The 12,421-nt window shown below is 67.4% G+C and carries 12 protein-coding genes; 6 read left to right on the forward strand and 6 right to left on the reverse strand.

The features are described from left to right. Window positions 1-50: 50 nt before the first annotated feature. From AC5Y46_RS15865 to AC5Y46_RS15875, 3 genes are read right to left on the reverse strand one after another with little or no spacing between them, the layout of a single operon-like run. A complete protein-coding gene (locus tag AC5Y46_RS15865) occupies window positions 51-890 on the reverse strand; it encodes a transglutaminase family protein (protein WP_499945186.1) in 840 nt (279 codons plus the stop codon). Further along, window positions 890-1,867: an alpha-E domain-containing protein gene (locus AC5Y46_RS15870; RefSeq protein WP_499945185.1), complete on the reverse strand. Its 978-nt coding sequence runs from the start codon at window positions 1,865-1,867 to the stop codon at window positions 890-892. The genes AC5Y46_RS15865 and AC5Y46_RS15870 overlap by 1 nt, the downstream gene beginning before the upstream one ends. Further along, window positions 1,867-3,519 (reverse strand): circularly permuted type 2 ATP-grasp protein, encoded by a 1,653-nt coding sequence (locus AC5Y46_RS15875; RefSeq protein WP_499945184.1) that lies wholly within the window; start codon window positions 3,517-3,519, stop codon window positions 1,867-1,869. Before AC5Y46_RS15875 ends, AC5Y46_RS15870 begins: the two co-directional genes overlap by 1 nt. 143 nt (window positions 3,520-3,662) lie before the next feature. Here AC5Y46_RS15875 and rpsT point away from each other — a divergent pair, with 143 nt between their 5' ends. After that, on the forward strand, window positions 3,663-3,926 hold the full coding sequence (gene rpsT / locus AC5Y46_RS15880) for a 30S ribosomal protein S20 (RefSeq protein ID WP_499945183.1): 264 nt from the start codon (window positions 3,663-3,665) through the stop codon (window positions 3,924-3,926). A gap of 4 nt (window positions 3,927-3,930) precedes the next feature. On the opposite strand, the gene holA is transcribed toward rpsT, so the two are convergent. Then, window positions 3,931-4,914 carry a DNA polymerase III subunit delta gene (gene holA, locus AC5Y46_RS15885; protein WP_499945182.1) on the reverse strand — a complete coding sequence of 328 codons (984 nt, stop codon included), beginning with the start codon at window positions 4,912-4,914 and terminating at the stop codon, window positions 3,931-3,933. Between the two features lie 112 nt (window positions 4,915-5,026). Between holA and AC5Y46_RS15890 the strand changes: the two genes are divergently transcribed. Continuing rightward, window positions 5,027-6,742: a serine/threonine protein kinase PknE gene (locus AC5Y46_RS15890; RefSeq protein ID WP_499945181.1), complete on the forward strand. Its 1,716-nt coding sequence runs from the start codon at window positions 5,027-5,029 to the stop codon at window positions 6,740-6,742. A gap of 3 nt (window positions 6,743-6,745) precedes the next feature. Here the strand turns inward: AC5Y46_RS15890 and AC5Y46_RS15895 are convergent, their stop codons facing one another. Both AC5Y46_RS15895 and AC5Y46_RS15900 read right to left on the reverse strand, forming a co-directional pair. Beyond that, window positions 6,746-8,308, reverse strand: coding sequence for a ComEC/Rec2 family competence protein (locus AC5Y46_RS15895; protein ID WP_499945180.1), 1,563 nt, complete (start codon window positions 8,306-8,308; stop codon window positions 6,746-6,748). 17 nt (window positions 8,309-8,325) lie between these two features. Then, entirely contained in the window at window positions 8,326-9,165 is an 840-nt protein-coding gene (locus AC5Y46_RS15900) for a ComEA family DNA-binding protein (protein ID WP_499945179.1), read from the reverse strand. A gap of 219 nt (window positions 9,166-9,384) precedes the next feature. Here AC5Y46_RS15900 and AC5Y46_RS15905 point away from each other — a divergent pair, with 219 nt between their 5' ends. From AC5Y46_RS15905 to AC5Y46_RS15920, 4 genes are all read left to right on the forward strand, one after another. Then, the gene (locus tag AC5Y46_RS15905; protein WP_499945178.1) at window positions 9,385-9,792 is read left to right on the forward strand and encodes a phage holin family protein; all 408 of its coding nucleotides are present in this window, start codon (window positions 9,385-9,387) and stop codon (window positions 9,790-9,792) included. Next, entirely contained in the window at window positions 9,779-10,024 is a 246-nt protein-coding gene (locus AC5Y46_RS15910) for a DUF3618 domain-containing protein (RefSeq protein WP_499945177.1), read from the forward strand. The genes AC5Y46_RS15905 and AC5Y46_RS15910 overlap by 14 nt, the downstream gene beginning before the upstream one ends. 122 nt (window positions 10,025-10,146) lie before the next feature. Next, a complete protein-coding gene (locus tag AC5Y46_RS15915; protein WP_499945176.1) occupies window positions 10,147-11,304 on the forward strand; it encodes an acyl-CoA dehydrogenase family protein in 1,158 nt (385 codons plus the stop codon). A gap of 7 nt (window positions 11,305-11,311) precedes the next feature. After that, complete coding sequence (locus AC5Y46_RS15920) at window positions 11,312-12,421, forward strand: acyl-CoA dehydrogenase family protein (RefSeq protein WP_499945175.1); 1,110 nt, start codon at window positions 11,312-11,314, stop codon at window positions 12,419-12,421.

Consider the following 12,421-nt stretch of genomic DNA (forward strand, 5'->3'; position numbering starts at 1 on the left):
TCGTCCGCCGGGATGCCGGCAGCCGCGTGACCAGGCCGCGGCGGCCCCGGCTAGGCGAGCCTGGTGATTTCGACGTCCACGTCGAGATCGGTGGCTCCCAGCCCGGAGTAGATACCTTTCAGCGGTGACACGTCGGCGTAGTCCCGGCCGACGCCCACGCTGATGTACTGCTCGGTGATCTCGGTGTCGTTGGTGGGGTCGTAGTTGAACCAACCACCGGTCCAGGCCTGAATCCAGGCGTGGCTGCGTCCGGCTACGGCTTTGCCGATCGCGGCGTCGCGTTTGGGGTGCAGATACCCCGACACATACCGTCCCGGAATCCCCATGCTGCGCAACAGAATCAGGGTCAGGTGCGCAAAATCCTGGCATACCCCTTTGCCCTGTTCCAACGCATCCAGCCCGGACGACTGCACACCGGTGGTGCCGGGCAGGTAGTCCAACTCGCTGCGCGCCCATCGGGACGCTGCGACGGCGGCTTCCGCGGGATCATAATTTTTGATGATCCGCTTACCCACGGCCGCAACACGTTTGCTGGTCGGGGTGTAGTCGGTGGGGCGCAACACTTCGTCGAACCGATCGATCACGGCCATCGATTCCAGTTCTTTCCAACTGGCCTTCTCCGCCGGCGGTTCAGGGGGTTCGGTTTCGACCACCGACGAGGACGTCACGGTGAGCTCGGTGTGCGGCGCATGCAGGTCGAAGGCCGTGACCGCGGTCCCCCAGTAGTCGATGTAGCGGTAGGACCGGGTGGCCGGGATGGTCTCGACTCGGTTGAGGATGACGTTCTGCCGGGTGTTGGACCGCGGCGTCAGCCGGGCTTCGTTGTAGGACGCCGTCACCGGCGACTGGTATGCGTACCCGGTGTTGTGCACCACCCGCATCCGCCACATCAGGAGTCTCCCTGGCTTTGCACGAGTTCGCCACGCTGTCGGGCATCCGTCCAAGCCACCCACGGAGCGGCGTGAAAGTACTGTAGCGCCAACGCATCTCCTACCTCGCGGCATGTTCTCTGCAAACCGCCCAGGCGGTTCTCCAGCGTCTCGAGCAGCACTCCCGGCTGCAGGAATTCCAACTCGCTGCGCGCCTGACCGAGTAGTCGCTGGGCTTCGGTGGTCGCGCCGACCCGGCTCTGCGGATTGTGCAGGAGTTCTTCCAGGTTGTGTTCGGCCAGTTTCAGCGAGTAGAAGACCGAGCGCGGGAAAAGCCGGTCCAACAACATGAACTCCACCACCCGCGCCGCATCCAGTGCGCCGCGGTAGGTGCGCAAATAGGTGTCGTGCGCACCCGCCGAACGCAACAGTGTCACCCAGGCGGGCGACGACGCGCTGTCACCGACCCGGGACAGCAGCAACCGCACCGTCATGTCTACCCGCTCGATCGCGCGACCCAGCACCATGAACCGGTAGCCGTCGTCGCGGGACAGCGTGGAGTCGGCCAGACCGGCGAACATCGCCGCGCGGCCCTCGATGAACGACAGAAACTCGTGCGGCCCAAGGCGTTTGGCCGCGCGTTCGCGTTCGGGCAGCGCGTGGTAAGTGGTGTTGATGCACTCCCAGGTTTCGCTGGAGGTGACTTCCCTTGCCGACCTTGCGTTTTCGCGTGCCGCCGAGATCGCGTCGACGATCGAACAGCCGCCCTCGGTGTTGGGCCGGAACGCGACCAAGTCGGTCAGTGACCAGACGTCCAGTCGGTGCTCGGGGGGCTCGATGCCCAGCACCTTGAGCAACAATCGGGAGGACCGGTCCGGGTCGACGCTGGAATCCTCGAGCAGGTGGTGTACGGCCACGTCCAGGATGCGCGCGGTGTCATCGGCACGTTCCACGTAGCGCCCGATCCAATACAAGGCTTCGGCGTTGCGGGCGAGCATCAGTCCACCGCCTTCTGCTGTTGCTGCTGCTCGTCCTGCGGCTGATGAACCGATGACAGTGCATGGTCCGGGCGGGGCTCGGGAACGGCCCGCGGCAGCGAGCGCACCACCTGAGCCCGCCCCAGCTCGCGAGCGGCCACCGACGTACGGGGCGCCAGCACCCAGGTGTCCTTGGACCCGCCGCCCTGGCTGGAGTTGACCACCCGGGATCCCTCGACCAAAGCCGTGCGCGTCAGGCCGCCGGGCAGCACCCACACGTCGTCACCGTCGTTGACCGCGAACGGGCGCAGGTCGACATAGCGCGGCGCCAACGAGTCGCCGATCCGGGTCGGCACGGTGGACAGCTCCATCACCGGTTGCGCGATCCAGGCCCGCGGATCGTCGCGGATCTTCTTGGCCAGGGCGTTGAGTTCCTTGTCGGAGGCTTCGGGGCCGAACACGATGCCGTAGCCGCCCGAGCCCTCCACCGGCTTGACCACCAACTCGTGGATCCGGTCGAGGACTTCCTCGCGCTCGTCGTCGAGCCAGCAGCGATACGTGTCGACGTTGGCCAGCAGGGGCTTCTCCCCCAGGTAGTACTCGATGATGGTCGGCACGTAGGTGTAGACCAGCTTGTCGTCGCCGACGCCGTTGCCGATCGAACTGGAGATGACGACGTTGCCGGCGCGGGCGGCGTTGACCAGCCCGGCTACCCCCAGCACCGAGTCGGCCCGGAACTGCAGCGGGTCCAGGAACGTGTCGTCGATGCGCCGGTAGATGACGTCGACCTGGCGCTCTCCCCCGGTGGTGCGCATGTACACCTGGTTGTCGCGGCAGAACAGGTCGCGCCCCTCGACCAGCTCGACGCCCATCTGGCGGGCCAGCAGGGAGTGCTCGAAGTAGGCCGAGTTGTAGACGCCGGGCGTGAGCACCACCACAGTCGGGTCGGCCTCGTTGGTGGCCGCCGAGTTGCGCAGCGCCCGCAACAGGTGTGACGCGTAGTCATCGACGGTGCGCACCCGGTGGGTGGCGAACAGGTTGGGGAAAACGCGCGCCATGGTGCGCCGGTTTTCCACAACGTACGACACCCCCGACGGGGAGCGCAGATTGTCCTCGAGTACCCGGAAGTCGCCCTTTTCGTCGCGGATCAGGTCGATGCCGGCGACGTGGATCCGCACCCCGTTGGGTGGGACGATGCCGACCGCCTCGCGGTGGAAATGCTCGCAGGAGGTGATCAACCGCCGTGGGATGACGCCGTCGCGCAGAATCTCCTGGTCGCCGTAGATGTCGTCGAGGTACATCTCGAGTGCCTTGACGCGCTGGGTGATGCCGCGTTCCAAACGGGTCCATTCAGCGGCCGAGATCACCCGTGGGACCAGGTCCAACGGGAACGGGCGCTCCTGACCCGAGAGCGAGAACGTGATGCCCTGGTCGATGAACGCCCGGCCCAATGCGTCGGCGCGCGCCTTCAACTCCGACGCATCGGTGGGCGCCAACTCGGTGTAGATGCCCTTGTAGGGGCCGCGAACGTTGCCCTGTGCGTCGAACATCTCGTCGAAGGCCAGCGCGTACACCGGATCTGAGGTGTTGTAACCCTGGAAGATGCGTTCGGAACGGACGCTGGGCCGCCCCCTCGGTGGTTCGACCTGGTTGGCAAGACTCACCTGTGTCACTCTGCCTCAATCCCCCTAGCTCGGCAGACCCAGAATTACTGTTTTGGGCGAAAACGTAACCGACTGATAACCTGGGCAGTCGCTGTCGGGTTGCAGGGGTACCCCGAGCAAAGCCAAATCGAAACGGACTAAGGAATTCACGCGTGGCCAACATCAAGTCGCAGCAGAAGCGCAACCGCACTAACGAGCGCGCCCGGCTGCGCAACAAGTCGGTGAAGTCTTCGCTGCGCACGGCTGTTCGCGCGTTCCGTGAGGCGGCCCATGCCGGTGAGAAGGAGAAGGCCGCCGAACTGCTGGTCTCGACGAGCCGCAAATTGGACAAGGCGGCCAGCAAGGGCGTGATCCACAAGAACCAGGCCGCCAACAAGAAGTCGGCGCTGGCCCGCGCGCTGCACAAGCTCGGCTGAGCTCTCAGTTCCGGTCTGCCGCCAATTCGGCGACCTCACGCACCGCTGATTCCAACGCGTAGTCGGCGTCGGCGACGGCCCCTTTGACATTTGCGTTGAGGGTTGCCGCCACCTTCATGGCGACGGCCAACCGATCGCGCGACCAGCGCCGGGCCTGCTTCTGCGCTTTCTGCACCCGCCAGGGGGGCATTTTCAGCTGCCCGGCCAGCCGGTAGGGGTCACCGGACTGCGCCATCACCAGCCCGATCGTGTGAATGGCCTCGGCCAGCGCGTCGGCCAGCACCACCAGCGGTTCGCCGCGCATCATCGCCCAGCGCAGCGCCTCGGCGGCACCCGCGACGTCGCCGGTCACCGCCTTGTCGGCGATGTCGAATCCCTTCACCTCGGCTTTGCCGCTGTGATACCGCCGGACCGCGGCGGCATCGACTGAGCCGTTGGTGTCGGCGACCAGCTGCGAGCACGCCGATGCCAGCTCACGGAGATCGGAGCCGACGGCGTCCAGCAAGGCCGTCACCGTCTCCTCGTCGACCTTGACCTTCAACGAGCGGAATTCGCGCCGGACGAAGTCGGTGCGCTCGCTCGCCTTGGTGATGCGGGCGCACGGATGCTCCTGGGCGCCATGGGACCGCAGCTCCCCCGCCAGCGCCTTGGCCCGGCCGCCACCGGAGTGCACCACCACCAGCACGGTGCCCGGCGGCAGGTCCGCGGCGGCCGACGCGATCAAGGTGGCCGCATCCTTGCCGGCTTCTCCCGCTGCCTCGAGCACCACGATTCGCTCCTCGGCGAACAGGGACGGGCTCAGCAGTTCGGCGAGCTCGTTGGTGCTGACATCGCCGGCCCGCATCCGGTTCACCGGGACATCGGCTATCCCCGTCTCGGCTCCGGTGCCCGCGCGTTGTCGGGCCGACCGCAGTATCTGCGCGACGGCCCGCTCGATCAGCAGTTCCTCTTCCCCCAGGACAAGGTGCAACGGCGAAACCTCGCTCACGCCACGATGGTGTCACGAGCCTGCGACAGCCGCGGTTGCGAGTCGGACATGCGACAGTTGTCCTCGGTTGGTCGTCGGGAGTTCCGCGGGCCGCGGATCCTAGGAGGCTGGTGTGGCGGAAACGAAGTTCGGGCGCTACCGCTTGGTCGAATTGATGGGCCGCGGCGGCATGGGCGAGGTCTGGCGCGCCTACGACACCGAGACCGACCGAGTCGTGGCGATCAAAGTGTTGTCAGCGCACCTGTCCGACGACGCGGAGTTCCAGCGCCGATTTCGTCGGGAAGCTCACGCGGCCACCCGGCTGAACAGCCCGCACGTCGTCCCGATCCACAACTATGGTCAGATCGACGGCCGTCTCTACCTGGAAATGCGGCTGATTGAGGGCCGCGACCTGGCCAGCCTGCTCGCCGACGGACCGCTGGATCCGGCGCGGGCAGTTGAGATCGTCAGCCAGGTGGCCAAAGCGTTGCACGCCGGCCATCGGGTCGGGTTGCTGCACCGCGACATCAAACCCGCCAATGTGCTGCTCGACGAAGACGATTTCGCCTATCTGATCGACTTCGGGATTGCCCGCACGGTAGACGAGACGCGCATGACCAAAACGGGCAGCACGATCGGCACCTTCCACTACATCGCACCGGAGCGCTTGGCCATCGGGGCCGACGAGGACGCCCGCGCCGACATTTACTCACTCGCCTGTGTCCTCTTCGAGTGCCTGACCGGGAGGCCGCCGTTCCCGGGCGACACCATCCCGCAACTGGTGGCAGCACACTTGAGTACCCCGCCACCGCGAGCCTCGACCAACGATGCGCATATCCCAGCCTCCATCGACGACGTCATCGCGCGGGGCATGGCCAAAGATCCCGATCAGCGGTATGCGACGACGGGCGAGTTGGCCAACGCCGCCCGCCAGGCGCTTCGCGACACCACCGCCCCGCCGCCGCCGGGTCCGACACCGCCACCCATCAGACAGGCGCAAGCCCCCGCCGCCAGTCCTATGCCGGCGACCTGGGCACCGAGCGCGCCGGCAAATCAGCACGTTTTCACCAGTGCGCCACCGCGACAAGCCGCGAACAAGAACGGACTGAGCCCCGGACGGGCGGCACTCGTCGCGGGCGCTGTCGCCCTGGTGGCAGTGCTTGTCACGGCCATCGGCGTTTATCTTTGGGGCAAGCAGCAGCCGTCGGAGTCGCCCCAGACCGCATCGGGACAAAACGCCGGGTCCCCTCCCAGTTCTGCGGTGCGGGTGGCGTCGAACACGCTGGTCACCCGCCCCGACACCACTGAACCCAAGGCCGTGGTGGCTTTCTACGAAGACTTCCTGTGTCCTGCTTGTGGCCGTTTCGAGCAGACGTTCGGGCCGTCGGTGTCCAAACTGATCGATATCGGCGCTATCGCCGCCGACTATTCGATGGTGTCGATCCTCGACAGTGCGCGGACGCAGAACTATTCGTCGCGGGCAGGCGCGGCTGCCCTGTGTGTCGCCGATGAATCTGTCGATGCGTTCCGCCGATTTCACGGCGCGTTGTTCAGCAAGGGCATTCAGCCGTCGGAAACCGGCACCTCGTTTCCCGACAATGCGTGGTTGATCGAATTCGCCCGGCAAGCCGGCGCGGCCGGCACGGTCCCGGATTGCATCGACAGCGGAAAGTACCTGTCGAAGGTCACCTCGGCCGCCGACGCCGCGGGCATCCGCGCCACGCCGACGGTCAGGATAAACGGCCAGCAATACGACTTCACTACACCAGCCGCGCTCGTCGCGAAGATCAAAGAAATCGTCGGGGATGTGCCGGGTATCGACGAGGCCGCGGTTGCACCCAGCCCCTGATTCCTAACCATGGGGTTGGACCGCTCGAGACAGCCACCACGCCACCAGGCAAAAGGTGCCCGTTCCCACCGCCGAACCCGCGGCCAGGCGGAACCAGCGCCACCGCCACATCGCAGCCACCAGCACGCTGCTGCAACCGACCACGACCAGGCCGGCGACACCCGACGGCACCGGCACGCCGGCGCCCGGCACCCCGGCAGCCCAGTGCGCGACGCGCAGCACCCACCACACTTCCGGCCCGGTGAACCGGATCAGCAGCTGCGCTACGGCCGGCCAGCAGACGGCTGACACCGCTGCGGCTGTGCCGAGCACCGTGATCGGCGCGATCACCGGCGCCACCACCAGGTTGGCGACCACTGCGACCAGGCTGAACCGGCCGGAAATCGCCGCGACCAGCGGGGCGGTCACGACCTGAGCCGCCGCGGCGACGGCGAGGGCGTCGGCCAGCGGTTTCGGACAGCCTCGGCCCACCAGCCGCCGTGACCAGGCGGGCGCGACGACAACCAACGCGCCGGTCGCCACCACGGACAGGGAAAAGCCCAGGTCGACCGCCAGGTGCGGAGCCGCGGCCAGCAACACCAGCACCGAGGTCGCCAGCGCCGGCATGGCTTGTCGCCGCCGCGAGGACAGTATCGCTGCCAGCGCGATCGCGCCCATCACGGCGGCGCGCAACACACTGGCCGTCGGCTGCACCACGATCACGAATGCCACCAACGCCAGCCCGGACAGCGCCACGGCGGCCCGCGGCCCGATCAACCGTGCCGACAGCAGCACGGCCGCGCACACGATCGTGACGTTGGCTCCCGATACCGCGGTCAGGTGCGTCATGCCCGCCGCACGGAACTCGCCGCTGGTAGCCGCGCCGACCAGCGCGGTGTCACCGAGAACCAGGGCGGGCAACATGGCGGCCTCGTCAGCGGGCAACACCTGGTGCACGGCCGTGCCGAACCGATCGCGAACGAGTTGGGCGGCCCGCTGCACCGAGCCCGCACTCCCCATGGTCGGTTGCCCTGTCACGGTCAGCACCGCGACCGTCAGGTCATGGCGGGTGGGACGGGTGATGCGTGCGGTGAACCGCACCGGCCGACCGACCATCAGCTCGTCGAACTCGCCGCCGCCTTCCGGCACCCGCGCGAAAACCACCACGCGACCGGAGGATTCGTCGTCATGCAACCGTTGCAGGGTTGCCCGGAACATCAACCGGCTACGTCCCAGCGCCAGTGCGCTTTCGCTGGGCGTCACCGTCACCGGCGCGACGGTGCCGAACGCCGCGGTGATCGGGTGGTGCCCGACCGCGTCCGTGCGCAGCGCGATCGCCAGGCCGTATCCGGCTCCCACCACACCGACCGCCACCAGGCCGGCGCTGACCGCGGCCGTCCGTGCCCGCGGATCGCGCCGCATCCGCCACCACAGCAGGCCCCCACCGACCGCGAGCACAACACAGCATCCCGACAGCGACCGGCCGATCGGCCAGACGATCCCGGCGGCCGTCACCACCCACCCAGTCAGCGCCGCCGGGACCAGCCGCACGTCCAGCGGTGCCGGCGGGTCCGGAACCGTCCCCACCGCCGGTCGCCCCGCGGTCAGACACGTACCAGGGCGCGCAGTTTGTCCAACCGCGCCGGGCCGATGCCGTCGACCTCGGCGAGTTGGTCGACGGTGGTGAACCTGCCGTGGGTCTGGCGCCACGACAGGATCGCTGCGGCGGTGACCGGACCCACCCCGGGCAGCGCGTCCAGTTGCTCGACGGTTGCGCTGTTCAGGTCGAGCGCCTCCCGCGGCGCCTTCGGTTTGCCTGAGCTCGGCGGCACGCTTGAGGCGGGCGGCCCGGCGGGACTGCCGGTGCCGACGGAGCTGCCGAGCACCGCGGGTTTGCCCGACGGCGGCGCCAGCCCGACGACGATCTGTTCGCCGTCACCGAGCGGGCGGGCCATGTTCAGGCCGACGGTGTCCGCACCGTCGACCGCGCCCCCGGCGGCCTGCAGCGCGTCGGCGATGCGCGCGCCCGGTGCCAATGTGACCAAGCCCGGCTTGTGTACCAGTCCCACTACGCTGACCACCACCGGTCCGGCCGGCGGAGCGGTGCCAGCCGACGACCGTGCGGACGAAACCCGTTCTACCGGTGGCAGTTTCGCCGAAGTAACCGGCGACGGCCGATCGCTTACCAGGGTGAAGATCGTGATCAGCACCGCCAGCGCGGCGATCACCGCGAGCGCGATGGCACCGGACCGTCCCGGATCCGCCCGCACCCTGTCCAACCAGCCTCGACCCTTCGACGGGTCGGGAATCCACCGCGGCAACAGCGAGTTCGGGTCGTCCTGGTCGTCGTCTTCCACATCGGCTTCGGCATCGTCGTCTGGTTCGGGATCCGGATTGCCGGCCAGCCGTCGCTGCAGCCGCTCGGCGGGGAGTTCTGTTCGCATGTCGCGACCGTATGCGCGGCCACCGTCGTCCAGGCCGTGCCGCACCCGCCGGACGGCCCGCTTGTGGATCGATACGAAACTGTGGAAAAGCCCGTTGTCGAGCAGGTTTGGCGGCCCATCTCGCGGGTAGCCGGGTCGCCATGGGCCTGGTTTTGATTACCGCCGCCAGCGGGCTGATGTCCGCGCCGGTGGGCGACCAGTAGAACGGAGGATGCACCGATGAGCGTGAATGCGACGCCCGAGGATGCCTCGATCGGCGAGTTGCTGGCGCAGCTCTCCTCGCAGACATCACGCCTTGTCCGCGACGAAATGCGTTTGGCGCAGCGGGAACTCGTAGAGTCGGCCAAGCACGCCGGCGCCGGCGCCGGCCTGTTCGGCGCGGCGGGACTGCTGGGGTTTTTCGGTTTGGCCAGTGTGATCGCGTCCGCTATCGCGGGGCTGGCGTTGGTTGTGCCGACCTGGGCGGCGGCGCTGATCGTGGCCGCCGTGCTGTTCGCGATGGCCGGGGTGGCGGCGCTGGTCAGCAGACGCCAGGTCAAAGAAGCGACACCGGCGGCCCCGCAGACCGTCGCCAGCGTCAAGAAGGACATCCAGCAAGTGAAAGACGCCCGCCATGACCGGAGTTGAGCCCACCCCACCCGAACCGGGACCAGACGCCGACATCGTCGAATTGCGGGCCGACATCAACCAGACCCGCGCCCAGCTGGGCGACACCGTCGAGGCCTTGGCCGCCAAGGTCGACGTGCCGGAGCGGGCGAAGGAGAAGGTGGAAGCCGCCACGCCGACGATCGTGCTGGCGGCTTCGATAGCCGGCATCGCGCTGGTCGGCCTGCTGTGGTGGCGGCGCCGCCGCCGCTGACGCCGTGTTGGCTTCGACTGCGCACTACCCGGTTGAGGATTGCCGCCACGCAGCGCCTAACGTGCAGTGCAGGACTGCCGCGGCCCCCGTCCCGGCGGTCACCCGGACAAAGGAGGCTGCCAATGAAGCTGGCACTCACATCTGAGGAAGCCGCGTTCCGCGACGAACTTCGGACCTTCTTCACCACCCAGGTCCCCGCCGAGATCCGGGACCGGGTCCGGGAAGGCAAGTCGCTGACCCGCGAGCAGATCGTCGCCAATCACAAGCTGCTGCACGAAAACGAACTCGCGGTACCCAATTGGCCCGTCGAATGGGGCGGCAAAGACTGGACGCCGACCCAGTCGCAGATCTGGACCGACGAGATGCAACTCGCCAGCGTTCCGGAGCCGTTGAACTTCAACACCAAGATGGTCGGACCGGTGATCGCCGAGTTCGGATCGGACGAGATCAAACAGCGTTTCCTGCCTCCGACCGCCAGCTTGGACATCTGGTGGTGCCAGGGCTTCTCCGAGCCCGAAGCCGGCTCGGACCTGGCTTCGCTGCGCACCACCGCGGTCCGCGACGGCGACAGCTACGTGGTCAACGGTCAGAAGACATGGACGACGTTGGGCCAGTACGCGGACTGGATCTTCTGCCTGGTCCGTACCGACCCGCAGGCGCCCAAGCGTCAGGCCGGTATCTCGTTCCTGCTCTTCGAGATGGACACACCGGGGGTGACTCTGCGTCCGATCAAGCTGATCGACGGCGGCGTCGAAGTCAACGAGGTGTTTTTCGACGAAGTTCGCGTACCCGCGAATCAGCTTGTCGGAGAAGAGAACCAGGGCTGGACGTATGCGAAGTTCCTGTTGGGCAACGAGCGCACCGGCATCGCCCAAGTGGGCCGGACCAAAGTGCGTCTGGCCGAAGTGAAGCGGCACGCCGCCAAGAACGGACTGCTCGACGACCCGCTGTTCGCCGCTCGGCTGGCCGAAGCCGAAAACGAGGTGCTGGCGCTGGAACTCACCCAGGCCCGGGTGGTTTCGGGTTCCTCGGGCGGTAAACCCAATCCGGCTTCCTCGGTGCTCAAGCTGCGCGGCAGCCAATTGCAGCAGATCTCCACCGAGCTGATGGTGGAAGTCGCCGGTGCCGACGCGCTACCGGTCGACGGGGACGGGATCGCGTCGCCGGACTGGGCGCAATCCAGTGCGCCGCACTACCTCAACTACCGCAAGACCTCGATCTACGGCGGCAGCAACGAAGTTCAGCGCAACATCATCGCGTCCACCATTCTCGGATTGTGAGGCAGTCATGGACTTTCAGTTGAGCGAAGAGCAGGTGCTGCTGCGCGACACCACCCGGGAGCTGCTGTCGCGCAGTTACGACACCGAGAGCCGCAACAAAGTGATCGACACCGAACTGGGCTGGAGCCGGGAAGTCTGGAGCCAATTGGCCGACACCGGGATCCTGGGTCTCGGCTTCGACCCGGACGAAGCCGGTCAGCTCGAGATCGCGGTGGTGCTCACCGAAATCGGACGCCGCCTGGCACCCGAACCCGTGCTGCATGCCGCGCTGGCACCCGGGGCGTTGATCGCCGAGTTGGGCAGCGACGCGCAGCAGGAACTGCTGGACGAGGTCGCCGGCGGCGAGCGCTTGCTGGCCTTCGCCCACCTCGAGCCCGGCCACCGCAGCCCGTCCGCCGAGATCACCACTCGCGCGGCGCGACAAGGTGATTCGTGGACGGTCAGTGGACGCAAGAACCCCGTCCTGGCCGGTGACTGCGCCCAGACTCTGGTGGTCAGCGCGGCATTGCCCGACGGCGGCACCGGCCTGTTCCTGGTCGACGCGGACACGGTCAAGCGCAAGTCCTATCCCACGTTCGACGGCCAGCGCGGCGCCCAGATCGACTTCGAGGAGGCCGCGGCCGAACCGTTGGGTGAGGATGCCGCTGATGTCTCCGGAGCCATCGGCAACGCCGTCATCCGGATCCAGTCGGCGTTGTGCGCCGAAGCGCTGGGCGCGATGGAGGAAGCGCTGCGATTGACCACCGACTACCTGAAGACCCGCAAGCAGTTCGGGGTCACCCTCAACAAATTCCAGGCACTGACCCAGCGTGCGGCCGACATGTACGTGTCACTGGAGTTAGCGCGCAGCATGAACCTGTACGCCGCGATGTCGATCGCGGACGGCAACTACGACCCGGTGATCGCCGCCCGCGCCAAGCTGCAGGTCGGTCGCTCCGGCCGGCACATCGGGCAGGAAGCGATCCAATTGCACGGCGGCATCGGGATGACCGCCGAATACCCGGTGGGGCACTACACGGCGCGACTCACCGCGATCGACAACACCTTGGGTTCCACCCAGGATCAGTTGCGCGTCCTGATCGACCGCATCGGCGAGTACGACCTGGCCAAGCTCTGA

The sequence above is a fragment of the Mycobacterium sp. NGS59 genome (assembly GCF_059812345.1).

Bases quoted from the DNA above. Each gene is read 5' to 3' on its own strand.
- AC5Y46_RS15910 (WP_499945177.1), top strand. From the start codon at position 9,779: ATGACCGGAGTTGAGCCCACCCCACCCGAACCGGGACCAGACGCCGAC.
- AC5Y46_RS15905 (WP_499945178.1), top strand. From the start codon at position 9,385: ATGAGCGTGAATGCGACGCCCGAGGATGCCTCGATCGGCGAGTTGCTG.
- AC5Y46_RS15920 (WP_499945175.1), top strand. From the start codon at position 11,312: ATGGACTTTCAGTTGAGCGAAGAGCAGGTGCTGCTGCGCGACACCACC.
- AC5Y46_RS15900 (WP_499945179.1), bottom strand. From the start codon at position 9,165: ATGCGAACAGAACTCCCCGCCGAGCGGCTGCAGCGACGGCTGGCCGGC.
- AC5Y46_RS15865 (WP_499945186.1), bottom strand. From the start codon at position 890: ATGTGGCGGATGCGGGTGGTGCACAACACCGGGTACGCATACCAGTCG.
- AC5Y46_RS15915 (WP_499945176.1), top strand. From the start codon at position 10,147: ATGAAGCTGGCACTCACATCTGAGGAAGCCGCGTTCCGCGACGAACTT.
- AC5Y46_RS15870 (WP_499945185.1), bottom strand. From the start codon at position 1,867: ATGCTCGCCCGCAACGCCGAAGCCTTGTATTGGATCGGGCGCTACGTG.